We start from the raw sequence: 24,510 nt of genomic DNA on the forward strand, positions 1-24,510 counted from the left end.
CCGGGGGCGGGCGAGCTGTCGATGGGCGTGGCCCTGGTGTGCCTGGGAGCGGCCGCCTGGTTGGCCGGTGGGTGGCACTCCGGCGTACGGCGGGCGCGGATGGTGCTCGCCGAAGGCCGGACGGGCGGAACGGGCGGAACGGGCGGAACGGGCAGGACGAACGGGACTGACGGGTCTGGCGGGGCTGACGGGCCCGGTGGAGCGGGTGGAGCGAGTGGAGCGGGCCGTACCGGGCCGCACCCGGCGCGCCGGATGACGGACGGGTGGCGGCAGGTCCGTAACCGGTTGAGGCCGGAGTGGTGGTCAGCGGCGGCCGGGCTGGTCCTGGCGCTCCTGGGCCATTCGGTGCTGCCGATCCTCGCGGGGGCGGCCGGTGTGCCGGTACTGCGGCGGGTGCGGCTGGCCGGCCGGGAGCGGCGGGCCCGGGAGCGTCGGCAGGACGCGGTGATCGCCCTGTGCGGGACGCTCGCCGGGGAGGTGCGAGCGGGGCGGCAACCGGGCGAGGCGCTCCTGTGTGCCGCGCACGACTCCGGAGGGCTGGGTGACGCGCAGGCCGCGGTGCTGGCTGCGGCCCGGTTCGGCGGGGACGTCCCCGGGGCGCTGGCGGCGGCGGCCGGGCAGCCCGGCGCCGAAGGGCTGCGCGGACTGGCGGCGTGCTGGCGGGTCGCGGTCGACCAAGGGGCCGGACTCGCGGCCGGTCTCGACCGGTTGGAGGGCGCGCTGCGCGCCGAGCGGGACCAGCGCTCCGACCTGCGCGCCCAGTTGGCGGGTGCTCGGGCCACGGCCGTGATGCTCGCCGGTCTGCCGGTCCTCGGCCTCCTGCTCGGCGTCGCCCTCGGGTCCGATCCGCTGCACGTGCTGCTGCACACCGGAGCCGGGCTGGGCTGTCTGCTGGCCGGCGGGCTTCTGGAGAGCCTGGGCGTGTGGTGGGTGGCGCGGATCGTGCGCGGAGCGGAGGCGGCGTCGTGAACGGCGACCTTGTCCACAGGCTGGGGGCGGTGGTGGGGACGGCGCTGGTCGCCTGCTGGCTGACGCGCGGTCTCGTGGCCGCCCGGCGGGAGCGCGCGGTGCGCAGGCGGCTCACCGGCCTGCTGGCACCGGAACCGGCCCGTCCCGCCGCGCGCCGCGCCGAGGTGCTGAGCGCCGTCCGTCCATGGCTGCCGCTGGTCGGCACGGTGGGCGCCGGTTGGGCCGTGCTCGGCGGTGCGGTCGGGGTCCTGGTGGGGCTGGTCGGCGCGGCCGCGCTGTGGCGCTGGAGTGCCCGTCGTTCGGCGGCCGGGACGGCGGCGGCGGAGGCCGCTGCCGCGGAGGCCGCCCGTCAACTGCCGTTGGCGGCCGACCTGCTGGCGGCCTGCGTCGCGGCGGGCGCGAGCCCGGTCGCCGCGGCACGGGCGGTCGGCGATGCCCTGGGCGGACCGGTCGGGGACGCGCTCGGACGCGGCGCCGCGGAGGTGCGCCTCGGCGGCGAACCGGAGGGCGCCTGGCGCGGGCTGGCCGCCGTCGCCGGGGCCGTTCCCCTGGCGCGGCTGCTGGAGCGGGCCGAGGTGTCCGGCCTGGCCGCGGCGGGTCCGGCCGCCCGGCTCGCCGCCCAGGCCCGTGCCGACTGGGCCCGCACCACGACGGCCCGGGCCCGTCGGGCGGCCGTCATGGTCACCGCGCCGGTGGGGCTGTGCTTTCTGCCGGCGTTCATCGCGGTGGGCGTGCTGCCGGTGGTCATCGGGCTGGCCGGCGGGGTGCTGGGCCGTGGGGGAGGCGGTGGCTGAGGGACGAGATCGGGCCGGCGGCAGGGCCGGCGGATGAGCGCCCGGCGCACGAGCGACGGGCGAACGAGGGAACAACAGGACCGAACCTTACGGGGGTTGAGATGTATCAGGTGGTACGGACACGGCTGTGTGCCCTGGTGTGCGGAGTGGGTACGGCGCTGCGGAGGCGGGCCGTGCGGCAGGCCCTTCGGCAGGACGCCGGAATGGTCACTTCCGAGTACGCGATGGGGATCGTCGCCGCGGTGGCCTTCGCCGTCGTGCTCTACAAGGTCGTGACGAGCGGCACGGTCAGCGCGGAGTTGCAGGGCATCGTGAAGGGGGCGCTCGATGCGCGGATGTGAGCGGGCCGCGAGGGCGAGGGCACGGGCTCCCGGCCGAGGACCGGACAGCGGTTTCGTGACGGCGGAGGCGGCCGTGGTGCTGCCCGTGCTGGTGGTGTTCGCGATGGCGCTGGTGTGGGGGCTGCTCGTGGTGGCCGCCCAGATCCAGTGCGTGGACGCGGCCCGGACGGGCGCCCGCGCGGCGGCACGGCAGGACCCGGACGACGCTGTCGTGGAGGTCGCCCGCGAGGCGGCCCCACGCGGGGCGCGGGTCACCGTCAGCCGCGAGGCGGGGCTGGTCCGCGTGGTCGTGGTGGCCGACCCACCGGCTCTGCACGGGCTGCCCTTCGAGGTACGGGAGGAGGCCGTGGCTTCGGCGGAGCAGTTGCGCGGGACGGAGCCGACGGTCGCGGAACCGGTGCGGGCGGAGTCGTGAGGGGCGGAGCCTCGCCCCGGTCGGCGACCGGCCGGGGCGGCACTGGATCGGGGCCCGGCCCCGACCCCGCGGGCGACCACAACCAGGCCACCGCCGCCTTGCCTGTCCCCGGCCGTCCGCCTGCCGCCGACCTCGCACGTGCCGTGGCCCTCGCACCTGCCCCGGCCTCCGTGTCTGCCCCAGCCTCCGCGCCTGCCCCAGCCTCCGCGCCTGCCGTGGCCCCCGCGCCTGTCCTCCGTGCCGCCTCCGACCGGGGTTCGGCGACCGTGTGGAGCGTCGCCGCCATCGCCGTGCTGTGTGTGGTGTTCGGCGTGGTGCTGGCCCTGGGGCAGGCGGTCGTGGCCCGCCACCGTGCGGCCGGCGGCGCCGATCTGGCGGCCCTCGCGGCGGCGGACCACTGGGCACAGGGCGGCACGGCGGCGTGCGAGAGGGCGAGCAGCGTCGCGCGGGCCCAGGGGGCGCGGTTGGTGAGATGCGTGATCACCGGGCAGGTCTCGGACGTGACGGCGGCGTCGGGCAGGGGCCCGTTCACGGCGGAGGTCCGGGCGAGGGCGGGCCCGGCCCCGCTCACGTCTCCCGCACCGGCCCCGCCGCCCCTGCCCTCCGCACCGCCTACTCCGCCTCCGCCTGCTCCACCCCCGGCTGCCCCGTCTGCTCCGCCTCCGCAGCCCCCCGCAGCAGCACCGTGAGGAGCCGTACGGCTCCCCGCTTGTGCAGCGGATCGTTGCCGTTGCCGCACTTGGGGGACTGGATGCACGACGGACAGCCCGCGTCGCACTCGCAGGAGGCGATGGCCTCCCGGGTGGCCGTGAGCCAGTCGCGGGCGGTGTGGAAGGCCCGCTCGGCGAAGCCCGCGCCACCGGGGTGGCCGTCGTACACGAAGACCGTCGGCAGCAGGGTGTCCGGGTGCAGGGGGACCGACACGCCGCCGATGTCCCAGCGGTCGCAGGTCGCGAACAGGGGCAGCATGCCGATCGAGGCGTGCTCCGCGGCGTGCAGGGCCCCGCCGAGGATCTCCGGGTTGATCCGGGCCGCGTCCAGTTGGTCCTCGCTGACCGTCCACCACACCGCGCGCGTGCGCAGCGTCCGGGGAGGGAGGTCGAGCTTCGTCTCGCCCAGGACCTCGCCGGTGATCAGGCGCCGGCGCAGGAAGGAGACCACTTGGTTGGTGACCTCGACGGAGCCGTAGCAGAGGCGTCCGTCGCCCCAGGGGACCTCGATGTCGGTCTCCAGGACCGAGATCGCCGTTGTGTCGCGGGCCACCGTCGAGTAGGCGGGGGTGGCCTGCTCGACCAGCGCGACGGAGTCCTCCAGGTCCAGGGAGCGGACGAGGTACGTGCGCCCCTGGTGGAGGTGCACGGCGCCCTCGTGGACGGTCGTGTGGGCGGCACCGGCGTCCACGGTGCCCAGCAGCCGTCCCGTGCCCTCCTCGACGACCTGGACCGGGCGTCCGCCCTCGCCGCGGATGTCCGTCAGGTCGGCGGCCCGCTCCCGGCGTGTCCAGTGCCAGGCCCGGGTCCGCCGGCGCAGCAGCTTCGCCGCCTCCAGCTGGGGCAGCAGTTCCTCGCAGGCGGGACCGAAGAGCTTCAGGTCCTCCTCGGTCAGGGGCAGTTCTGCCGCCGCCGCGCACAGGTGGGGGGCGAGGACGTACGGGTTGTCGGGGTCCAGGACCGTGGATTCCACCGGCTGGTCGAACAGAGCCTCCGGGTGGTGGACGAGGAAGGTGTCCAGCGGGTCGTCACGGGCGACCAGCACGGCCAGCGCCCCCTGTCCGGAGCGGCCCGCCCGCCCGGCCTGCTGCCACAGCGAGGCCCGCGTGCCCGGGTATCCCGCGATCACCACGGCGTCCAGGCCGGAGATGTCGAGGCCGAGTTCCAGGGCGTTCGTCGCCGCCAGGCCGAGGAGGTCGCCGGAGTGCAGGGCGCGTTCCAGGGCGCGGCGCTCCTCGGGGAGGTAGCCGCCGCGGTACGCAGCCACGCGCCGGACCAGGGAGCGGTCGACCTCGGCCAGACGTTCCTGGGCGATGACCGAGATCAGCTCCGCGCCGCGCCGGGACCGTACGAAGGTGATCGAACGCATGCCCTGCACGGTGAGGTCGGTGAGCAGGTCGGCGGCTTCGGCGGTGGCCGTACGGCGGACCGGTGCGCCCTTCTCGCCCTCCAGTTCGGTCAGCGGCGGTTCCCACAGGGCGAACACCAGTTCACCGCGTGGTGACGCGTCGTCGGCGACCTCGATCACCGGGAGCCCGGTGAGCCGGCGGGCCGCCACCGCGGGCTCGGCGGCGGTGGCGGAGGCGAGCAGGAAGACCGGCGACGCGCCGTAGCGCGCACACAGTCTGCGGAGCCTGCGCACCACCTGGGCGACGTGGGAGCCGAAGACGCCCCGGTAGGTGTGGCACTCGTCGATGACGACGTACTTCAGCGCCTTCAGGAACGACGACCAGCGGGGGTGGGAGGGCAGGATGCCGCGGTGCAGCATGTCCGGGTTGGTCAGGACGTACGTGCCGTACTGGCGGATCCATTCGCGTTCCTCGAACGGAGTGTCGCCGTCGTAGACCGCGGCCCGGACCGCGGTGCCGAGAGGTTGTGAAAGTTCCTTCACCGACCGGCACTGGTCGGCCGCCAGCGCCTTGGTGGGGGCGAGGTAGAGGGTGGTGGCGCCGCGCCCGTTCGGCGCCTCGGAGCCGTCCACGAGAGCCGACAGGACCGGCACCAGATAGGCCAGGGACTTGCCGGACGCGGTGCCCGTGGCGACGACCACCGAGTCGCCGTCCAGGGCGTGCTCGGCCACCCGTGCCTGGTGGGCCCAGGGATGTTCGATGCCCGCGGCCCGCACCGCGGCGAGGACCTCCGGCCGAATCCGGTCCGGCCAGCGGGCATGACGGCCCGCACGCGGGGGCAAGTGCTCCGTATGAGTGATGCGCGCAGCCCGGCTCGGTCCCGCGGCGAGCCGGTCCAGGAGCATGCCCGGTTCCGGCCGGGAGCCGGGCTCCGCCGGGGATCGATCGGGTCGGTGATTCTTGGCCATCGGCACCGAGTCTGTCACTGGCGTGACGGACAATGGGACCAAGGCGTCGTGCACGCCTGCCGGTAAGTGATTGAATGCCATCGCGGCTGGCGAACCGTCCTGGGGGCTTCAAGCCGAGGTGTCCCGAGGGACGACCGCTCGATAGCAAGGTGCTGGAGGATCCGTGGACCTGTCCCTGTCGACCCGTACCGTCGGCGATCGTACGGTCGTCGAGGTCGGTGGCGAAATTGACGTATACACCGCGCCCAAGCTGCGTGAGCAGCTGGTCGAGCTCGTGAACGACGGGAGTTTCCACCTCGTCGTCGACATGGAGGGCGTGGACTTCCTCGACTCCACAGGGCTCGGCGTGCTGGTGGGCGGACTGAAGCGGGTGCGTGCCCATGAGGGCTCGCTGCGGCTGGTCTGCAACCAGGAGCGCATTCTCAAGATCTTCCGTATCACCGGCCTCACCAAGGTGTTTCCCATTCACACCTCGGTCGAGGAAGCGGTGGCGGCCACCGACTGACGACCGGCCCCGGGTCCTGTGCGGCCCGGGGCAGCAAGAGAACGATGGGGGTCCGGGCTGTCGGCGGCCCGGACCCTCGAAAGCACGCCCGTAGTTCCGAGGGGGATGCATGGCCACCGTCGAACTCCGCTTCAGCGCGCTGCCTGAGCACGTCCGCACCGCCCGTCTGGTGGCGGCGGCGGTGGCGCGCAGGGCCGGAGTGGACGAGGCCGTCCTCGACGAGGTCAGGCTCGCCGTCGGCGAGGCCTGCACCCGGGCCGTGGGCCTGCATCAGCATGTCGGCATCACGGCGCCGGTCAAGGTGGCGCTGATCGAGGAGGAGAAGCAGTTCTCCATCGAGGTCGGCGACGAGGCGCCGCACGCGGTCCCCGGGATGAAGACCTCCGGGGACGCCGCCGACGCACTGGATGCCGAGGAGGACCAGATGGGCCTCGCGGTCATCAGCGGACTCGTCGACGACGTGGAGGTCACGGCGGGCGAGGGCGGCGGGCTGATCCGCATGACCTGGCCGACCGCGCCGGCGGTGCTGCCGCCGGTCTGATCCCCGCGCCGACCCCCGCATCACCCAGAGGGCCCCACCTGGTGGGGCCCTCTGTCATGTGCGGACATACATTGGGATCGTGCATTGGGGTCGTGCATTGGGGTCGTGCGCGCGCCAAGTGAATTCCTTCACGATCAATCACCCGAGAATTGATCACGGGATTAATGCCGGAGGGGCATTACTACTTCTGGCCCCCTTGCGGTTGACAGGTCAATTCCATTTGTCGTGCACTGTTTTGATCAGCTTCCGGTACCTACAATCCCGTCCACATCTTGAGCTCAGCCCAAGCGTCAAGGAGGACGAATGGCGGAGCTTTCCACCCCTCATCAGTTGGGCGATCCCTCCCACCTCGCAGCCGCCGTGCTGACCGACTCGAACCGCGCCCTGGTCGCGGTCATCGCGGTCGTCGCCCTGGCCGCGCTGGTGCTCGCCGGTGTCCTGGTGCGCCAGGTGCTCGCGGCGGGCGAGGGAACCGACAGCATGAAGGAGATCGCGGCGGCCGTCCAGGAAGGCGCGAACGCCTACCTGGCCCGGCAGTTGCGCACACTCGGCGTATTCGCCGTCGTCGTGTTCTTCCTGCTCATGCTGCTGCCCGCGGACGACTGGAATCAACGGGCCGGACGTTCGATCTTCTTCCTGATCGGCGCGGCGTTCTCGGCGGCCACCGGCTATATCGGTATGTGGCTCGCCGTGCGCAGCAATGTGCGCGTCGCCGCGGCGGCGCGGGAAGCGACACCGGCCCCCGGCGAACCGGAAAAGGATCTCACTCTCGTCTCGCACAAAGCGACGAAGATCGCGTTTCGTACGGGCGGCGTCGTCGGCATGTTCACGGTGGGGCTCGGCCTGCTGGGTGCCTGCTGCGTGGTGCTGGTGTACGCGGCCGACGCGCCGAAGGTCCTGGAGGGTTTCGGCCTCGGTGCCGCGCTGATCGCGATGTTCATGCGCGTCGGCGGCGGCATCTTCACCAAGGCCGCCGACGTCGGCGCCGACCTGGTCGGCAAGGTCGAGAAGGGCATCCCGGAGGACGATCCGCGCAATGCCGCGACCATCGCCGACAACGTGGGCGACAACGTCGGCGACTGCGCGGGCATGGCGGCCGACCTCTTCGAGTCGTACGCGGTCACCCTGGTGGCCGCGCTGATCCTCGGCAAGGTGGCCTTCGGCGACTCCGGGCTGGCGTTCCCGCTGCTGGTCCCGGCGATCGGCGTGCTCACGGCGATGATCGGCATCTTCGCCGTGGCGCCCCGGCGGTCCGACCGCAGCGGCATGAGCGCGATCAACCGGGGTTTCTTCATCTCCGCGGTGATCTCGCTGGTGCTGGTGGCGGTCGCCGTCTTCGTCTACCTGCCCGGCAAGTACTCGGAACTGGACGGCGTCACCGACGCGGCGATCGCCGGCCGGGACGGCGACCCGCGGATCCTCGCGCTCGTTGCGGTCGCGATCGGCATCGTGCTCGCCGCCCTGATCCAGCAGCTCACCGGCTACTTCACCGAGACCACCAGACGCCCCGTCAAGGACATCGGCAAGAGCTCGCTCACCGGTCCCGCCACCGTCGTCCTCGCCGGGATCTCGCTCGGTCTCGAATCCGCCGTCTACACCGCCCTGTTGATCGGTCTCGGTGTCTACGGGGCCTTCCTGCTCGGCGGTACGTCGATCATGCTGGCGCTGTTCGCGGTGGCGCTGGCCGGCACCGGCCTGCTCACCACGGTCGGCGTCATCGTCGCCATGGACACCTTCGGGCCGGTCTCCGACAACGCGCAGGGCATCGCCGAGATGTCCGGCGACGTCGAGGGCGCCGGCGCCCAGGTGCTCACCGATCTGGACGCGGTCGGCAACACCACCAAGGCCATCACCAAGGGCATCGCCATCGCCACCGCCGTACTCGCCGCCGCGGCCCTGTTCGGGTCGTACCGCGACGCCATCACCACCGGCGCGGCGGACGTGGGCGAGAAACTCAGCGGCGAGGGCGCGCCGATGACCCTGATGATGGACATCTCACAGCCCAACAACCTCGTCGGGCTCATCGCCGGAGCGGCGGTCGTCTTCCTCTTCTCGGGGCTGGCGATCAACGCGGTGTCGCGGTCGGCGGGCGCGGTGGTCTACGAGGTGCGCCGGCAGTTCCGGGAACGGCCCGGAATCATGGACTACAGCGAGAAACCCGAGTACGGCAAGGTCGTCGACATCTGTACCAGGGACGCCCTGCGGGAACTCGCCACGCCCGGTCTGCTCGCCGTGATGGCGCCCATCTTCATCGGGTTCACGCTCGGCGTGGGCGCGCTCGGCGCGTTCCTGGCGGGCGCGATCGGCGCCGGCACGCTGATGGCGGTGTTCCTCGCCAACTCGGGCGGTTCCTGGGACAACGCCAAGAAACTCGTCGAGGACGGCCACTACGGCGGCAAGGGCAGCGAGGCCCACGCCGCCACCGTGATCGGCGACACGGTCGGCGACCCGTTCAAGGACACCGCGGGCCCGGCGATCAACCCGCTGCTGAAGGTCATGAACCTGGTGGCCCTGCTCATCGCCCCCGCGGTCATCAAGTTCTCGTACGGCGCCGACAAGAGCGTCGGCGTACGGGTGCTGATCGCCGTCGTCGCGTTCGTCGTCATCGCGGCGGCGGTCTACGTGTCCAAGCGGCGCGGGATCGCCATGGGCGACGAGGACGACTCCGATCCGGAACCCAAGTCGGCCGATCCGGCGGTGGTTTCGTGAACTCCGCTGCGGGGCCGCCGTAGGGCCTCTTGCGGGGCCTTGTCCAAAGGACGGGCGGACGGCGCGTGTTGACGCGCCGTCCGCCCGTCGCGTGCGTGCGCGCATCCGTCACCGTGAGCCTTCTCTCTCTTGGTGCAAATGGCTTCAATACGGTCTTAACGGATGTTCGTCCGGTGGATGTCCTCCATCCGGCGTGTATGTTCCGGGGCCGAGAGCCATGGAAGGGACCAATCCGGTGAACAAGAAGCTCGCGGCCGCACTGTCCGGCGGTGCGGTACTGGTACTGGCGCTGACGGGATGCAGCAGCAGCGACGACAACGAGAAGCTGGACTCCTGGGCCAAGGACGTCTGCCAGGGCGTGCAGCCGCAGGCCAAGAAGATCGAGGCGGCCAACGCGGCGATCCAGAAGGAGACCACGGACAACAGCACCCCCGCCGAGGTCCAGAAGACCGACGCGAAGGCGTTCCAGGACATGTCCGACGCCTACAAGGCGATGGGCGCCACCGTCCAGAAGGCCGGGCCCCCGGACGTCGACGACGGCGAGAAGAAGCAGAAGGACGCGGTCACCGAGCTGAACGGCCTCTCCTCGTCGTACGCCTCCCTGCGCAAGCAGGTGGAGGAACTCGACACCAAGGACCAGGCCAAGTTCGCCGACGGCCTCAAGGACATCGCCACCGAGCTGAACAAGCTCAGCAAGAGCGGCAGCAACGCGCTGAAGACCCTGGAGGAGGGCGACGTCGGCAAGGCGATGGCCGAGCAGCCCAGCTGCAAGTCGGCCTCGGTGACGCCGTCGGCCGCCGAGGGCTGACGGGGCCGGCGTCCCCACGCGGACGCGGGGCGGGGCGGTGACGGCCGGGCCACAATGGGGGTGTGAGTAACGCCAGCCTGTCCCCCCTGCCCTCCGCCGACCGCCCCGACGTCACCGCCCGGCTGCGGGACGCCCTGCTCGGGGCGTCCTTCACCGCCGACGGACTGCTGGAGCTGCTCGGCGCCCCCGCGTACGCGGCGCTGTCGCGCAGCGAGACCGTGCCCGCGCTACGGGCGACCCGCGGCGACACGCCGCTGGAACTGCTCGTCCGGCTGTTTCTGCTCCAGCAACCCGTCCCCCACGCGCGCGTGGCGGACGTCCTGCCCGTCGACGCCTGCCTGGAGAGCGGATGGCTCGACCGCGCGGGCGACGACGAGGTCGCGGCCACCGTGGACGTACGGCCCTACGGCGGGCTTGACGGCGAGGACTGGTTCATCGTCTCCGACCTCGGCTGCGCGGTCGGCGGCGCCAGTGGCATCGGCCGCCACGCCCGGGGCGTCGTCCTCGGCGTAGGCGGCGCCTCCACGACCCTGGCGGGCCTCACCGTCCGCACCCCCGTCTCCGCCGCCCTCGACCTCGGCACCGGCTCCGGCATCCAGGCGCTGCACGCCGCCGCGCACGCCACGCGCGTGACGGCCACCGACGTCAACCCGCGCGCGCTGCACATCGCCGCGCTCACCCTCGCCCTGTCCGGAGCCCCGGCCGCCGACCTGCGCGAAGGCTCTCTGTACGAGCCGGTCGCCGATGACGAGACGTACGACCTCATCGTCTCCAACCCGCCGTTCGTGATCTCGCCCGGCGCCCGGCTCACCTACCGCGACGGCGGGATGGGCGGGGACGATCTGTGCCGCTCGCTCGTTCAGCAGACGGGGGAGCGCCTGAACGAGGGCGGGTTCGCGCACTTCCTCGCCAACTGGCAGCACGTGGAGGGGGAGGACTGGACGGACCGGCTGCGCTCCTGGGTGCCACGCGGCTGCGACGCCTGGATCGTGCAGCGCGAGGTGCAGGACGTCACCCAGTACGCCGAGCTGTGGCTCCGGGACGCGGGCGACCACCGCGCCGACCCGGCCGAATACCAGGCGCGGTACGACGCGTGGCTGGACGAGTTCGAGGCGCGCAAGGTGAAGGCCGTCGGCTTCGGCTGGATCACGCTGCGCCGGACCGGGGCCGCCGAGCCCTCCGTCGTCGCCGAGGAATGGCCGCACCCGATCGAGCAGCCGCTCGGCGAGACCGTGCGCGCCCACTTCGACCGCGTCGACTACCTGCGTGCCCACGACGACGCGGCCCTGCTGGAGGCGCACTTCACCCTGGCCGGCGAGGTCGTCCAGGAGCAGGTCGGGCTGCCCGGCGCCGAGGACCCGGAGCACGTCGTCCTGCGCCAGAACCGCGGCATGCGCCGGGCCACCCGGGTCGACACGGTCGGGGCCGGTTTCGCGGGCGTCTGCGACGGCACCATGAGCGCGGGGCGCATCCTGGACGCCATCGCCCAGCTGGTCGGCGAGGACCCGGTGGCCCTGCGCGACCGTACGCCCGCGCAGATCCGGCTGCTGGTGGAGCAGGGCTTCCTCGAACCGGCGTAGCCCGGCCCGGCCGCCGGGCGTGGGTGCGCGCACCCATTTCTTTTTCCGTGACCGCCCGCCCGGCCCGGCGTACGGGGGACCGGCCACGCCCGACGGCATCCGGCGGGTCCGTCGGCTCCCCGTTCACCTCGGGTTCGCCTGTCCGCCGCCCGCGCGTGACAGCCTCCCGGAGGCTGGACACGCGCGGGCTGGAGAAAAGGGGCACGGGGACCATGGAGAGCGGGCCGGCGATCTTCGCGGGAGTGGTGTTCGCCCTGTTCGGGGCCGGTCTGCTGGTGTGGACCGCGACGCGGGTGCGGCACGGCCGCCCCGTCGCGCTCGGTGTGAGCCCCGTCGCATCGGTGACCGTCGCGAGCGTCGCCGCCGTGGTCGCGCTGGCCCTCGGGGCCTGGTGTCTGACGCAGGCGTGAGCGGCCGGTTCCGGACCCCGGACGGGGCGCCGCCCGGGTAATCGGGGGATCGCGCTCCGGATACGTGCGTCGGGGCAGGTGGGCACTCCGGGCGGCAGGAACAGGGTTCGTCGGGTTACCGTTCGAGTGGCCGTTGCGGGCTTTTCCCGTTTGACACGGGGGCGGGAGGTACCGTCACACTCCGCAGCGTCACGATCGAAACACAGAACGACCCGACCCGGGACCACGGCCTGGGGAGGCCCAGCGTCGACCGGAGAGAAGAGCGAAGTTGTCCCCGACCAGCGAGACCGCGAAGGGCGGCCGACGACTCGTCATCGTCGAGTCGCCCGCCAAGGCGAAGACGATCAAGGGCTATCTCGGCCCTGGCTACGTCGTCGAGGCGAGCGTCGGGCACATCCGCGACCTTCCCAGCGGCGCGGCGGAGGTACCGGAGAAGTACACCGGCGAGGTGCGCCGCCTCGGGGTGGACGTCGAACACGACTTCCAGCCCATCTATGTGGTCAACGCCGACAAGAAGTCCCAGGTCAAGAAGCTCAAGGACCTGCTGAAGGACTCCGACGAACTCTTCCTCGCCACCGATGAGGACCGCGAGGGCGAGGCCATCGCCTGGCACCTGCAGGAAGTCCTCAAGCCGAAGATCCCGGTCAAGCGCATGGTGTTCCACGAGATCACCAAGGACGCGATCCGCGCCGCCGTCGCCAACCCGCGCGAGCTGAACCAGAAGCTCGTCGACGCCCAGGAGACCCGCCGCATCCTCGACCGCCTCTACGGCTACGAGGTTTCGCCGGTCCTGTGGAAGAAGGTCATGCCGCGCCTGTCGGCCGGCCGCGTCCAGTCCGTCGCCACCCGGCTCGTCGTCGAGCGGGAACGCGAGCGCATCGCGTTCCGCTCCGCCGAGTACTGGGACCTCACCGGCACCTTCGCCACCGGCCGCGCGGGAGACGCCTCCGACCCGTCGTCGCTGGTCGCCCGCCTCCAGACGGTCGACGGACGGCGTGTCGCACAGGGCCGCGACTTCGACTCCCTGGGGCAGATCAAGAGCGCGAACACCCTCCACCTCGACGAGGCGAACGCCCGCGCGCTTGCCGCCGCGCTGGAGAACACGCGGTTCGCCGTCCGCTCGGTCGAGTCCAAGCCGTACCGCCGCTCGCCGTACGCCCCGTTCCGTACGACGACGCTCCAGCAGGAGGCCTCGCGCAAGCTCGGCTTCGGTGCGAAGTCGACCATGCAGGTCGCCCAGAAGCTGTACGAGAACGGCTACATCACCTACATGCGTACGGACTCCACGACCCTGAGCGACACGGCGGTCTCCGCCGCCCGCGCCCAGGTGACGCAGCTGTACGGCGCCGACTACCTGCCGCCCCAGCCGCGCACGTACGCCGGCAAGGTCAAGAACGCGCAGGAGGCGCACGAGGCGATCCGCCCCTCCGGCGACCGCTTCCGCACGCCCGCCGAGACCGGACTGACCGGCGACCAGTTCAAGCTGTACGAGCTGATCTGGAAGCGGACCGTCGCCTCCCAGATGAAGGACGCGACCGGCAACAGCGTCACCGTCAAGATCGGCGGCGCCGCCTCCGACGGCCGGGACGTCGAGCTCAGCGCCTCCGGCAAGACCATCACCTTCCACGGCTTCCTCAAGGCCTACGTCGAGGGCGCCGACGACCCGAACGCCGAGCTGGACGACCGCGAGCGCCGCCTGCCGCAGGTCGCCGAGGGCGACGCGCTGACGGCCGAGGAGATCACGGTCGACGGCCACGCCACCAAGCCCCCGGCCCGCTACACCGAGGCGTCGCTGGTCAAGGAGCTGGAGGAGCGCGAGATCGGCCGCCCGTCGACGTACGCGTCGATCATCGGCACCATCCTGGACCGCGGCTACGTCTTCAAGAAGGGCACGGCCCTCGTCCCGTCCTTCCTCTCCTTCGCCGTGGTCAACCTCCTGGAGAAGCACTTCGGGCGGCTCGTGGACTACGACTTCACCGCCAGGATGGAGGACGACCTCGACCGCATCGCCCGCGGCGAGGCCCAGTCGGTGCCGTGGCTGCGCCGCTTCTACTTCGGCGAGGGCGGCGGCGTGGGCGGCGGCGGCGCGGCCGACGCGGGCAACGGCGACGGGGACCACCTCGGCGGCCTCAAGGAACTGGTCACCGACCTCGGCGCGATCGACGCCCGCGAGGTGTCCTCCTTCCCCGTCGGCAACGACATCGTGCTGCGCGTCGGCCGCTACGGCCCCTACGTCGAGCGCGGTGAGAAGGACGCCGAGAACCACCAGCGCGCCGACGTCCCCGAGGACCTGGCCCCGGACGAGCTGTCCGTGGAGCTGGCGGAGGAACTGCTCGCCAAGCCGAGCGGCGACTTCGAGCTGGGCACCGACCCGGCCACCGGCCACGCCATCGTCGCCAAGGACGGCCGCTACGGCCCGTACGTCACCGAGGTGCTGCCCGAGGGCACCCCGAAGACCGGCAAGAACGCCGTGAAGCCGCGCACCGCCTCGCTGTTCAAGTCGATGTCGCTGGACACGGTGACCCTCGACGACGCCCTGCGGCTCATGTCGCTGCCGCGTGTCGTCGGCGCCGACGCGGAGGGCGTGGAGATCACCGCGCAGAACGGCCGCTACGGCCCGTACCTGAAGAAGGGCACGGACTCGCGGTCCCTCCAGACCGAGGAGCAGCTCTTCGACATCACGCTGGAGGAGGCGCTGGCGATCTACGCCCAGCCCAAGCAGCGTGGCCGGGCCGCGGCCAAGCCGCCGCTGAAGGAGCTGGGCACCGACCCGGTCAGCGAGAAGCCCGTCGTCGTCAAGGACGGCCGCTTCGGGCCCTACGTCACCGACGGCGAGACCAACGCGACCCTGCGCTCCGGCGACAGCGTCGAGGAGATCACGCCCGAGCGGGGTTACGAGCTGCTGGCCGAGAAGCGCGCCAAGGGGCCCGCCAAGAAGACGGCGAAGAAGGCCGTGAAGAAGACGGCCGCCAAGAAGGCCCCGGCCAAGAAGGCCGCGGCGACCAAGAAGACGGCCGCCGCGAAGACCACGACGGCCAAGAAGACCGCCGCCAAGAGCACGGCGAAGAAGACGACCGCCAAGACGGCGGCCGGGAAGACCGCCGCTTCGAAGGCGTCGGAGGACTGAGCCCCGCTCAGAAACCCCCGAACCGCTGAGCGGCGCCCCTTGCGCGCCGTGCACGCTCTTCGCAAAACGAACGCCCCGGCATCATTTCGGTGTCGGGGCGTGCGTACGTTCGCCCGCGCCCACCGGACTGTCGGCGGCGACCGATAGGCTGAACGCATGACGCGAGCCGAGCAGCCAACGGCCCCTCACCCCGCCCCGGACGACGCCCTGGTCGCGGACTCCCGCGAGCGCGCCGTCCGCGCCCTGCTGCGCCGTCCGCAGCTGAGGCGTTTGTGGAGCGCACAGCTCGTGGGGGGTGTCGGCGACATCCTCGCCCTGCTGGTGCTGGTCCTCCTCGCCGTGCAGGCCGCGATCGGCGCGGGCTCGTTCGGCGGGGGATACCGGGGCGTGGCGTTCGCAGTGGCGACCGTTTTCGGCGTCCGCATCCTGGCGACGCTGCTCTTCGGCGCCGTCCTGCTCGGGCCCCTGACCTCACTCACCTCGCAGGACGGCCCGCTCGACCGGCGCTGGACCATGGTCGGCGCCGACGGGCTGCGGGCCGCGCTGCTGATCGTCGCGCCGCTGTGGATCGACTGGACGCCCGACGACGCGCTCGCCGTCCTCCTGGTGACCGTCTTCGTCACCGGCGTCGCCGAGCGCTTCTGGACGGTGTGCCGGGAGAGCGCGGCCCCGGCGCTGCTGCCCGCCCCGCCCCTGGAGGGCGCGACGGTACGGCCGCTGCCGGACCACATGGACGCGCTGCGCCGCCTGTCGCTGCGCACGAGCTTCGTGGCGATCCCCCTCGCGGCCGCCGTCCTGGTCGTCGCGGGGCTCCTGAACAACCTTCTGGGCGCCGGCGTCGACTGGTTCGCCGAGCACCAGGCGGCGCTCGGCTCGTACGTGGCGGCCGGGCTGTTCGCCGCGTCCCTGTCCGTGCTGAGCTTCCTGGAGCTGCCCGCGCTGCGCACCCCGCGCGCGCGGTCGCCGCTCGAGGGCCTGCGCCGCCCCAAGAGCGGCGGCGGTGTCGACAAGGGCCGCACCGGAGCGCTCCCGCTGCTGGTGTTCGCCTGCGCAGCGGTCGCCGCGGTGGTGGCCGCCACGGTCGCCGTGGCGGTGCTGCACGCCAAGGACCTGGGCGGCGGCCCCGTGCTGTACGGGCTGACGGTGGCCGCGCTGACCGGCGGCGTCGTCGTCGGCATCCGCACCGCCCCCGCCCTGCTGCCCTCCCTGTCCCGCCGACGGCTGCTCGCCCTGGCCATCGCCTTCGCCGGTGTCACCCTGCTGGCCGCCGGACTCGTCCCGGACGACACCACCGTGCTGCTGCTCCTCGTGCTGGCCGGTGCCGGCGCGGGCGTGGCCGCGAACACCGGGCACGCGCTGCTCGACCAGGAGACCGAGGACCACCGCCGGGCACGGACCACCGAGCACCTGCACGCGGTCGTCCGGGTCTACGTGGCGCTCGGCGCGGTCGTCGGTCCTGTCGTGGCCGCCGCGATCGGACCGCACCGGCTGGAGAACGGCAAGTTCGTCTTCGCCCACGGCGGCGCCGCGTTCGTCCTGATGCTGCTCGGCGCCCTGCTGCTGCCGCTGGCCGCGCTGGTCCTGGCCAAGGTCGACGACCGCTCCGGCGTGCCGCTGCGGCACGACCTGCGGGACGCGCTGCTCGGCGGCGACGACCCGGTGCCGACGCCCGCCGCGACCGGTTTCTTCATCGCCCTGGAGGGCGGCGACGGCGCCGGGAAGTCGACCCAGGCCGAGGCTCTCGCCGAGTGGATCCGCGGCAAGGGCCACGAGGTCGTGCTCACCCGCGAGCCCGGGGCGACCCCGGTCGGCAAGCGCCTGCGCTCCATCCTGCTGGACGTCTCCAGCGCCGGACTGTCGCACCGCGCGGAGGCCCTGCTGTACGCCGCCGACCGCGCGGAGCACGTCGACACCGTGGTCCGGCCCGCCCTGGAGCGCGGCGCCGTGGTCATCTCCGACCGCTACATCGACTCCTCGGTCGCCTACCAGGGCGCCGGACGCGACCTGTCGCCGACCGAGATCGCCCGCATCAACCGCTGGGCCACCCACGGGCTCGTACCGCACCTGACCGTCCTGCTGGACGTGTCGCCGGAGGCCGCGCGCGAGCGGTTCACCGAGGCGCCGGACCGGCTGGAGTCGGAGCCCGCCGAGTTCCACGCGCGCGTGCGCTCCGGTTTCCTCACCCTGGCCGCCGCCGACCCCGGGCGCTACCTCGTCGTGGACGCCGGTCAGGAGCCGGAGGCCGTCACCACCGTCGTACGCCACCGGCTCGACCAGGTGCTGCCGCTGTCCGAGGCCGAGATCAAGGCCCAGGAGGAGGCGCGCCGCAAGGCCGAGGAGGAAGCCCGCCGCAAGGCCGAGGAAGAGGCCGCCCGCAAGGCCGAGGAGGAGCGCCTGGAGCGCGAGCGCCTCGAAGAGGAAGCGCGGGTGCGCGCCGAGGAGGAGGAGCGCAAGCGCCGCGAGCTGGAGGAGGCGCAGCGGCGCGAGGCCGAGCGGCAGGCCGAGGAGGCCAGGCAGCGGGCCGAGGAAGCCCGCCGCAAGGCCGAGGAGGAGCGGGCCCGGCTCCTCGCGGAGGAGAAGGCGCGCGCCGAGGAGGAGGCACGGCTGCGGGCCGAGGAGGAGCGGCGCCGCAAGCAGGCCGAGGAGGAGGAGCGGCTGCGCGCCGAGGCGGAGGCCCGGCGCCTGGAGAAGCAGCGCAAGGCCGAGGAGGCCCTGCTGCGGGCCGAGGAGGCACGCCGGGCGGCGGAGCAGGCGGCGGCCGCGGCCGCGGCCGGTCCCAAGTCGGCGGCCCCCGCGGCGGCGGACGCGCCCCGTCCGGAGCCGGCCGCCTCGGCCCCCACCGACGCGGCGACGGTGCCGACCCCGATCGTGACCCCGACCAACGCCTCCGGCGGCCCGGTGGAGGACACGGCCGTACTGCGGCCGGTCCGGGACACGCCCGACGACGACCGGGCCGACGAGGCGAAGGACGGCGGCCGGGCGTCCGGCGAGTCCGAGTCCGAGGTGACGACCGAGCTGCCCAAGCCGCCGGTGCCGTCCGGCGCGGCGGACGAGACGGCGGTGCTTCCGGCGGTGGAGCCGCGGGACCCCGACGAGACGGCCGTCCTGCCGCCCGTACGCGGGGACGACCCCGCCGACCGGGTTCCGCCGGGCTACTTCCGGGAGGAGGGTCCGGCCGAGGACGCCCAGGACCGCACGCGCGAGCTGCCCCAGATCGACCCCGACGAGGCACCGCCGTCCCGCAGGCGCCGCTCCGACTGGGCCGAGGAGACGCCGCTGGACGACCTGCCGACGCTGGCGGACGAGCTGCTGGGGCCGCACGACGAGCGCGAGGACGGCCGCGACGACGACGGCCGAGATGGCCGGGGCAGGGGCCGGGGACGACGCTGAGCGCCGGGGACGACGCCGAGCACCGGAACCGCCGGGAGGGGCCGCCGGGGCCGTGCGTGCCCCGGCGGCCCCGCCGCGTTGTCAGTGCCGCCCCGCACAATGGAGGTCGCGAAGGGATCGGCGCGGCCGCTCGGTGCGGTCGGCCCGGTGTGACGGAAGGACGGCGTGACCCATGACCGTGTGGGACGACCTCGTCGGGCAGGAGAAGGTGTGCGAGCCACTCGCCGCCGCTGCCCGGGACGCCGACGCCTTCGTCACCGCGGTCGCGGGCGAGGGCCCGCTGCCGCAGGCGACGAGCATGACGCACGCCTGGCTGTTCACCGGCCCGCCCGGCTCCGGCGTGGCCCAGACGGCCCGGGCGTTCGCCGCCGCGCTGCAGTGCGTGAGCCCCGACCGCGCCCTCGGCGGCGTCCCCGGCTGCGGCTTCTGCGACGGATGCCACACGGCGCTGGTCGGCACCCACGCGGACGTCAGCACCGTGGTCGCCATGGGCGCCGAGATCCGCGCCCAGGACATGCGGGACACCGTCCGCAAGTCGTTCACCTCACCCGCGAACGGCCGCTGGCAGATCATCCTCGTCGAGGAGGCCGAGCGGCTGAACGAGAAGTCGGCCAACGCCGTGCTGAAGGCCGTGGAGGAACCGGCGCCGCGCACCGTCTGGCTGCTGTGCGCCCCCTCCGTCGAGGACGTCCTGCCCACCATCCGTTCCCGCTGCCGCCACCTGAACCTGCGCACGCCCTCCGTCGAGGCCGTCGCCGACATGCTCGTACGGCGCGAGGGCATCGAACCGGACGTCGCCGCCGCGGCGGCCCGCGCCACCCAGGGCCACATCGACCGCGCCCGCCGCCTGGCCACCGACAAGGCCGCCCGGGACCGCCGGGCCGCCGTGCTGAAGCTGCCGCTGCGGGTCGAGGACGTCGGCGGCGCCCTCAAGGCGGCCCAGGAGCTGGTAGACGCCGCGGCGGAGGACGCCAAGCAGCTCGCCGAGGAGATGGACGCCAAGGAGACCGAGGAGCTGAAGGCGGCGCTGGGCGCGGCCCAGGGCGGCCGGCTCCCGCGCGGCACGGCCGGCGTGATGAAGGACCTGGAGGCCGACCAGAAACGCCGCAAGGCGCGCACCCAGCGCAACAGCCTCGATCTCGCCCTGAGCGAGCTGACCGGCTTCTACCGCGACGTCCTCGCGCTCCAGCTCGGCTCCCGCGTGGCGATCGCCAACGCCGACGCCGAGGACGCCCTGGAGCGGCTCGCCCGCGGCAGCACCCCCGAGTCCACACTGCGCCGCATCGAGGCGGTCGCCGCCTGCGGGGAGGCCCTCGACCGCAACGTGCCCCCGCTGCTGGCCGTGGAGGCGATGACGATGGCGCTCAGATCGGGCTGAGCGCGCACCGGTGGCCGTGTCGGGAGCCGCGCCGGGTTGACGCGGTAACACGTACGGGGCACGCGAACCACGCAACGCAACGACATGGTGGCGGAGAGTTACGCTAGCTGAATGCACACAAGGCGCACCCACCGCAGGACCCGCACCGCCGGCACCCGATTCCGAGCCGCGCTGCTCGCCGCCACGCTGCTCGCCACCGCCTGCTCGGCCGGGGGCGCGTCGACGTCCGCCGGATCCCCCGCGGCACAGGCGGTGGGCGCGACGGAGGCGGCCACGGCGACCCTGGCCCCCCTGCCGAAGACCACGCCCTCCGAGCTGTCGCCGTACTACGAGCAGAAGCTCGGCTGGCGCGACTGCGGTGTCCCCGGCTTCCAGTGCGCCACGATGAAGGCCCCGCTCGACTACGCCGAACCGGGCGAGGGCGACGTACGGCTCGCGGTGGCCCGCAAGAAGGCCACGGGCCCCGGCAAGCGGCTCGGCTCACTGCTGGTCAACCCGGGCGGACCGGGAGGCTCGGCGATCGGCTACCTCCAGCAGTACGCGGGCATCGGCTACCCGGCGAAGGTCCGCGCCCAGTACGACATGGTGGCGGTCGACCCGCGGGGCGTGGCCCGCAGCGAGCCCGTCGAGTGCCTGGACGGCCGCGAGATGGACGCGTACACGCAGACCGACGTCACCCCGGACGACGCGGGCGAGACGGACGGGCTGGTCGACGAGTACAAGGAGTTCGCCGAGGGCTGCGGAGCCGACGCGCCGAAGCTGCTGCGCCACGTCTCGACGGTCGAGGCGGCGCGCGACATGGACGTCCTGCGCGCGGTGCTGGGCGACGAGAAGCTGACCTACGTCGGAGCGTCGTACGGCACGTTCCTGGGCGCGACCTACGCCGGCCTGTTCCCGCACCGGGCGGGCCGCCTGGTCCTGGACGGCGCGATGGACCCCTCCCTGCCCGCCCGCCGCCTGAACCTGGAGCAGACGGAGGGCTTCGAGACGGCGTTCCAGTCCTTCGCGAAGGACTGCGTACGGCAGCCGGACTGCCCCCTCGGCGACAAGGGCACCAGCCCCGACCAGGTCGGCAAGAACCTCAAGTCCTTCTTCGACGACCTGGACGCGAAGCCTCTCTCCGCCGGAGACGCCGACGGCCGCAAGCTCACCGAGTCCCTCGCCACCACCGGCGTGATCGCGGCGATGTACGACGAGGGCGCCTGGCAGCAGCTGCGCGAGTCCCTCACCTCGGCGATCAAGGAAAAGGACGGCGCGGGCCTCCTGGTCCTCTCCGACAGCTACTACGAGCGCGAGGCCGACGGCGGCTACAGCAACCTGATGTTCGCCAACGCCGCCGTGAACTGCCTCGACCTCCCTGCCGCCTTCTCCTCCCCGGACGAGGTGCGCGCCGCCCTCCCCGAGTTCGAGAAGGCCTCCCCGGTCTTCGGCGAGGGCCTCGCCTGGTCCTCCCTGAACTGCGCGTACTGGCCGGTGAAGCCCACGGGGGAGCCGCACCGCATCGAGGCGGCCGGCGCCACCCCGATCGTCGTCGTCGGCACCACCCGCGACCCGGCCACCCCGTACCGCTGGGCCGAGGCCCTCTCCGACCAGCTCTCCTCCGGCCGCCTCCTCACCTACGAGGGCGACGGCCACACCGCCTACGGCCGCGGCAGCACCTGCATCGACTCGGCGATCAACACCTACCTCCTGCGCGGCACCGCCCCGGACGACGGCAAGCGCTGCTCGTAGCCCCCACCCGCCCCGGCGCCCATGCCTCCGGGGCGGGTTCGGAGCACCCCGGGAAACTGTGTAGACTTACCGACGTTGCTGATCGCACCATGGGTGCACGGCGCGCCGCCTTAGCTCAGATGGCCAGAGCAACGCACTCGTAATGCGTAGGTCTCGGGTTCGAATCCCGAAGGCGGCTCTGACGGAGACCAGGCCGGGTGTTGACCGGCCTGGTCTTCTTGTTTCGTGGAGCGGTGTCAGGCCGTCAGCAGGGACCGCAGTCGTCGCTTGTCCGGCTTGCCGACCGTGGTCAGAGGGATGGCGGGGACCAGGTGCACGGCCTCGGGGGCGTAGAGGCGTCCCTTGTGGGCGGTGACGAAGGCGCGTAGCTCATCGAGGGTCGGCTCGTGTCCCGGGGTGGGCACCACGGCGGCGTGGACGTGCTCCAGCGACTCCTGGTCCCGGATGCCGAAGACCGTGCACTGGGCGACGGATGGGTGGTGCAGGAGCAGGGCCTCCAGTTCCGCCGGATAGACATGGCCTCCGACGACCACGATCATCTCCTTGATCCGGTCCACGATGTAGAGATAGCCGTCCTCGTCGAGGTAGCCGACGTCCCCCGTGTGCACCCAGCCGTCGCGCAGTACCTCACGGGTCAGCTCGGGCTGCTTCCAGTAGCCCTGCATCACGTAGGGCGAGCGCACCAGCACTTCGCCCGGTGTCCCGGGCGCGAGGACGGTGCCGTCGGTGTCCTGTACGACGATCTCGACGCCGGGCACCGCCCGGCCGACCGTCGGGTGACCCTCGCGGCCGGTCAGCTCCTGCTCGTCGGGGCCCGTCTCCGAGATGAGCTGCGCCTCGGCCTGGCCGTACAAGCCGTACAGCACGGGGCCCAGCGACTCGGCCGCCTGCCGTAGTCGCGTCGGTGCGGCGGCGGTGCCTCCGTAGCTGACGCGGGTCAGGCTGGACAGGTCCGTGCCGGACACGTCCGGGTGGTCCAGCAGCCGGTACAGCAAGGGCGGCAGCAGCCAGGTGTGGGTGATGCGCTCGCGCTCGATCGTGGCCAGCACCTCCCCGGGCTCGAAGTCGTGCCGCAGGACGACCGACCCGCCCTCCAGGAGAGCGGCGTCGGCGAAGATCCCGGCGAGATGGGCGAGCGAGGTGCAGGCCAGGAAGCGGGGCGGGTCCCCGGCGCCGGTGAGCCGTCGCTCGAGGCTGCGTCGGTAGGAGCCGTGGCTCATTCGGATGCCCTTGGGGACGCCGGTGGTTCCGCCGGTGTAGCCGATGCGCCAGTCGTCGTCCGGACCCACCGGAGCTGCCGTCGGGCGCACCGGATGCCGGGCGGCCGCGGCCAGTACGTCCTCGGCGAAGTCGCTCGGGCCCAGGGACAGCACCGGAGGAACACCGGGCAGCGGCAGCAACTCCCGTGCCACCTCGTGGCGCTGGTCGTCCACCAGCAGGAGGGAGCCGTCCACGCTCGCCAGAATGCGCGCCATGACCGATGCGCTCATGCCCTCGTAGAGAACGACCACCCGCGCACCGGTCAGGTTGGCGGCGTAGCGGGCGGCAAGGCCGTCGGCGCTGTTGCTGGTGAGCAGCCCGATCGTGGCGCCCCGGCCCACCCCGCGCCGCTCCAGTTCCCCGCCGAGCCGGTAGACATGGTCGCGTAACCTCCCCGCGCTGATCACCGTTCCCTCGGCGGTCGTCACGACCGCCCGGGACGGCGAGTCGGCCAGGCCGTCGAGGACGGCCTCCGCGTAGGTGCGAAAACGCGTCTCCGTGGTGCTGTGCCGCCGGCTCATCGCCTGTCTCCCTCGTTCGCGTCCGTGGTGCTTCGACGCTATGGGCGGGCTCTTCATGACGTCCACGACCGTTTTCGGCATGTACTCATGACGCGTGGGGCATGAGCCGTTCCCCGGCCAGTCGGCGGAAGTCCCGAGCCGCGGGGGAGAGGTAGGCGTTTCGGCGCCACACCAGCGTCAGGGCCCGGTGGCAGTCCGTGGCGTCCACGCGAAGCCAGCGGACCGGGCCGTCCTCGCCGAGGGCCCGGCGCGCGACGGCCGGCATCAGACCGATGCCCACGCCGGCACCGATCAGTTCCGGAGTGGCCGCGGCCTCGTCGCCCTCGCAGACCACGCGCGGTGTCAGTCCCTCACGGGCGAAGAGCTTCTCCAGCAGTGCCCGCTGCCAGTGACCGGTACGGGTGCTGACGAAGTCCTCGTCGGCCAGCTCGGCCACCGTGACCCGCTCCCGCCCGGCCAGTGGGTGCCCGGGTGGTACGGCCAGCAGCACCTCCTCGCGCGCCAGTTCCGTCGAGCACACCTCGGGGCCGGCCAGCGGTTGGGAGGCGAGGGCGAAATCCACCTCGCCCGAGCGCAGATGCCGCCGCATCGAACCGACCGGAGCCTGGAAGAGGTGCACCCGCACCCCGGGCCGCAGCTCACGGAACGCGGACAGCACCCGGGCCAGTTGCAGCAGGGTCTCGGCGGCGACAGCCACCCGGCCGGGGCCGCCGCGGCCGGCGTCGGCCACCTCCCGCCGGGCGTCCTCCAGCTCCGCCAGCGCCCGCTCGACGCGGACCAGGAAGGCGGCGCCGTGTTCGTTGAGACGTATCCGGCGGCCGGTGCGGTCGAAGAGCGGAGTACCGAGTTCCGATTCCAGTCGGATGATGGTTCGGCTCACCGACGGCTGGGCCACCCGGAGTTCCTCCGCGGCCCGGCTGATGTGCTGGTGGCGTGCGACGGACTGGAAGTAGCGCAGAGACAGCAGATCCATGTCGGCAGTCTCGTCCGTAGCGGTTCAGGGC

Annotated in this window: 18 protein-coding genes and 1 tRNA gene; 16 read left to right on the forward strand and 3 right to left on the reverse strand. The window is 72.9% G+C overall.

Going from position 1 to position 24,510, the window contains the following annotated elements; genetic code table 11:
• Window positions 1–21 precede the first annotated feature (21 nt).
• The 5 genes from ACGH52_RS20975 (at window position 22) to ACGH52_RS20995 (ending at window position 3,208) form a co-directional block, all read left to right on the forward strand.
• Window positions 22–969, forward strand: coding sequence for a type II secretion system F family protein (locus ACGH52_RS20975; protein ID WP_399946817.1), 948 nt, complete (start codon window positions 22–24; stop codon window positions 967–969).
• A complete protein-coding gene (locus ACGH52_RS20980; RefSeq protein ID WP_121700550.1) occupies window positions 966–1,763 on the forward strand; it encodes a type II secretion system F family protein in 798 nt (265 codons plus the stop codon). The genes ACGH52_RS20975 and ACGH52_RS20980 overlap by 4 nt, the downstream gene beginning before the upstream one ends.
• Window positions 1,764–1,864: 101 nt before the next feature.
• Window positions 1,865–2,104: a DUF4244 domain-containing protein gene (locus ACGH52_RS20985; protein ID WP_076974962.1), complete on the forward strand. Its 240-nt coding sequence runs from the start codon at window positions 1,865–1,867 to the stop codon at window positions 2,102–2,104.
• Window positions 2,091–2,519 (forward strand): TadE family type IV pilus minor pilin, encoded by a 429-nt coding sequence (locus tag ACGH52_RS20990; protein WP_247699598.1) that lies wholly within the window; start codon window positions 2,091–2,093, stop codon window positions 2,517–2,519. Before ACGH52_RS20985 ends, ACGH52_RS20990 begins: the two co-directional genes overlap by 14 nt.
• 215 nt (window positions 2,520–2,734) lie before the next feature.
• Window positions 2,735–3,208 (forward strand): Rv3654c family TadE-like protein, encoded by a 474-nt coding sequence (locus ACGH52_RS20995; protein WP_399941423.1) that lies wholly within the window; start codon window positions 2,735–2,737, stop codon window positions 3,206–3,208.
• Here ACGH52_RS20995 and ACGH52_RS21000 read toward each other — a convergent pair.
• Window positions 3,132–5,627 carry a DEAD/DEAH box helicase gene (locus ACGH52_RS21000; protein WP_399941427.1) on the reverse strand — a complete coding sequence of 832 codons (2,496 nt, stop codon included), beginning with the start codon at window positions 5,625–5,627 and terminating at the stop codon, window positions 3,132–3,134. The two genes, ACGH52_RS20995 and ACGH52_RS21000, sit on opposite strands and share 77 nt — an antisense overlap.
• An 82-nt stretch (window positions 5,628–5,709) precedes the next feature.
• Here ACGH52_RS21000 and bldG point away from each other — a divergent pair, with 82 nt between their 5' ends.
• The 11 genes from bldG (at window position 5,710) to ACGH52_RS21055 (ending at window position 21,903) form a co-directional block, all read left to right on the forward strand.
• Window positions 5,710–6,051: an anti-sigma factor antagonist BldG gene (gene bldG, locus ACGH52_RS21005; protein ID WP_003975386.1), complete on the forward strand. Its 342-nt coding sequence runs from the start codon at window positions 5,710–5,712 to the stop codon at window positions 6,049–6,051.
• Between the two features lie 109 nt (window positions 6,052–6,160).
• Window positions 6,161–6,592, forward strand: a complete 432-nt coding sequence (locus ACGH52_RS21010) for an ATP-binding protein (protein WP_121702991.1) — start codon at window positions 6,161–6,163, stop codon at window positions 6,590–6,592.
• Between the two features lie 303 nt (window positions 6,593–6,895).
• Window positions 6,896–9,301 (forward strand): sodium-translocating pyrophosphatase, encoded by a 2,406-nt coding sequence (locus ACGH52_RS21015; protein ID WP_399941431.1) that lies wholly within the window; start codon window positions 6,896–6,898, stop codon window positions 9,299–9,301.
• A gap of 217 nt (window positions 9,302–9,518) precedes the next feature.
• Window positions 9,519–10,109 (forward strand): hypothetical protein, encoded by a 591-nt coding sequence (locus ACGH52_RS21020; RefSeq protein WP_059301691.1) that lies wholly within the window; start codon window positions 9,519–9,521, stop codon window positions 10,107–10,109.
• A 62-nt stretch (window positions 10,110–10,171) separates the two neighbouring features.
• Window positions 10,172–11,689, forward strand: a complete 1,518-nt coding sequence (locus ACGH52_RS21025) for a class I SAM-dependent methyltransferase (protein ID WP_210974273.1) — start codon at window positions 10,172–10,174, stop codon at window positions 11,687–11,689.
• A 212-nt stretch (window positions 11,690–11,901) separates the two neighbouring features.
• Entirely contained in the window at window positions 11,902–12,099 is a 198-nt protein-coding gene (locus tag ACGH52_RS21030) for a hypothetical protein (RefSeq protein WP_059301689.1), read from the forward strand.
• A gap of 268 nt (window positions 12,100–12,367) precedes the next feature.
• Window positions 12,368–15,226 (forward strand): type I DNA topoisomerase, encoded by a 2,859-nt coding sequence (gene topA / locus ACGH52_RS21035; RefSeq protein WP_399941436.1) that lies wholly within the window; start codon window positions 12,368–12,370, stop codon window positions 15,224–15,226.
• A gap of 156 nt (window positions 15,227–15,382) precedes the next feature.
• Window positions 15,383–18,616, forward strand: a complete 3,234-nt coding sequence (gene tmk / locus ACGH52_RS21040; RefSeq protein WP_399941438.1) for a dTMP kinase — start codon at window positions 15,383–15,385, stop codon at window positions 18,614–18,616.
• 172 nt (window positions 18,617–18,788) lie between these two features.
• Window positions 18,789–19,994, forward strand: coding sequence for a DNA polymerase III subunit delta' (locus tag ACGH52_RS21045; protein ID WP_210974270.1), 1,206 nt, complete (start codon window positions 18,789–18,791; stop codon window positions 19,992–19,994).
• Between the two features lie 111 nt (window positions 19,995–20,105).
• On the forward strand, window positions 20,106–21,725 hold the full coding sequence (locus tag ACGH52_RS21050) for an alpha/beta hydrolase (protein WP_399941441.1): 1,620 nt from the start codon (window positions 20,106–20,108) through the stop codon (window positions 21,723–21,725).
• 104 nt (window positions 21,726–21,829) lie between these two features.
• Window positions 21,830–21,903: transfer RNA gene (locus ACGH52_RS21055), tRNA-Thr, on the forward strand.
• Between the two features lie 58 nt (window positions 21,904–21,961).
• On the opposite strand, the gene ACGH52_RS21060 is transcribed toward ACGH52_RS21055, so the two are convergent.
• Window positions 21,962–23,506, reverse strand: a complete 1,545-nt coding sequence (locus ACGH52_RS21060; protein WP_399941444.1) for an AMP-binding protein — start codon at window positions 23,504–23,506, stop codon at window positions 21,962–21,964.
• Between the two features lie 85 nt (window positions 23,507–23,591).
• Complete coding sequence (locus ACGH52_RS21065; RefSeq protein ID WP_399941447.1) at window positions 23,592–24,479, reverse strand: LysR family transcriptional regulator; 888 nt, start codon at window positions 24,477–24,479, stop codon at window positions 23,592–23,594.
• Window positions 24,480–24,510 lie beyond the last annotated feature (31 nt).

Source organism: Streptomyces sp. BBFR25 (assembly GCF_044590125.1).
In the GTDB taxonomy this organism is placed as follows: domain Bacteria; phylum Actinomycetota; class Actinomycetes; order Streptomycetales; family Streptomycetaceae; genus Streptomyces; species Streptomyces canus_D.

Bases quoted from the DNA above. Each gene is read 5' to 3' on its own strand.
- ACGH52_RS20975 (WP_399946817.1), top strand. From the start codon at position 22: ATGGGCGTGGCCCTGGTGTGCCTGGGAGCGGCCGCCTGGTTGGCCGGT.
- ACGH52_RS20985 (WP_076974962.1), top strand. From the start codon at position 1,865: ATGTATCAGGTGGTACGGACACGGCTGTGTGCCCTGGTGTGCGGAGTG.
- ACGH52_RS20990 (WP_247699598.1), top strand. From the start codon at position 2,091: ATGCGCGGATGTGAGCGGGCCGCGAGGGCGAGGGCACGGGCTCCCGGC.
- ACGH52_RS21000 (WP_399941427.1), bottom strand. From the start codon at position 5,627: ATGGCATTCAATCACTTACCGGCAGGCGTGCACGACGCCTTGGTCCCA.
- ACGH52_RS21010 (WP_121702991.1), top strand. From the start codon at position 6,161: ATGGCCACCGTCGAACTCCGCTTCAGCGCGCTGCCTGAGCACGTCCGC.
- ACGH52_RS21015 (WP_399941431.1), top strand. From the start codon at position 6,896: ATGGCGGAGCTTTCCACCCCTCATCAGTTGGGCGATCCCTCCCACCTC.
- ACGH52_RS21020 (WP_059301691.1), top strand. From the start codon at position 9,519: ATGGAAGGGACCAATCCGGTGAACAAGAAGCTCGCGGCCGCACTGTCC.
- ACGH52_RS21030 (WP_059301689.1), top strand. From the start codon at position 11,902: ATGGAGAGCGGGCCGGCGATCTTCGCGGGAGTGGTGTTCGCCCTGTTC.
- tmk (WP_399941438.1), top strand. From the start codon at position 15,383: ATGACGCGAGCCGAGCAGCCAACGGCCCCTCACCCCGCCCCGGACGAC.
- ACGH52_RS21045 (WP_210974270.1), top strand. From the start codon at position 18,789: ATGACCGTGTGGGACGACCTCGTCGGGCAGGAGAAGGTGTGCGAGCCA.
- ACGH52_RS21050 (WP_399941441.1), top strand. From the start codon at position 20,106: ATGCACACAAGGCGCACCCACCGCAGGACCCGCACCGCCGGCACCCGA.
- ACGH52_RS21060 (WP_399941444.1), bottom strand. From the start codon at position 23,506: ATGAGCCGGCGGCACAGCACCACGGAGACGCGTTTTCGCACCTACGCG.
- ACGH52_RS21065 (WP_399941447.1), bottom strand. From the start codon at position 24,479: ATGGATCTGCTGTCTCTGCGCTACTTCCAGTCCGTCGCACGCCACCAG.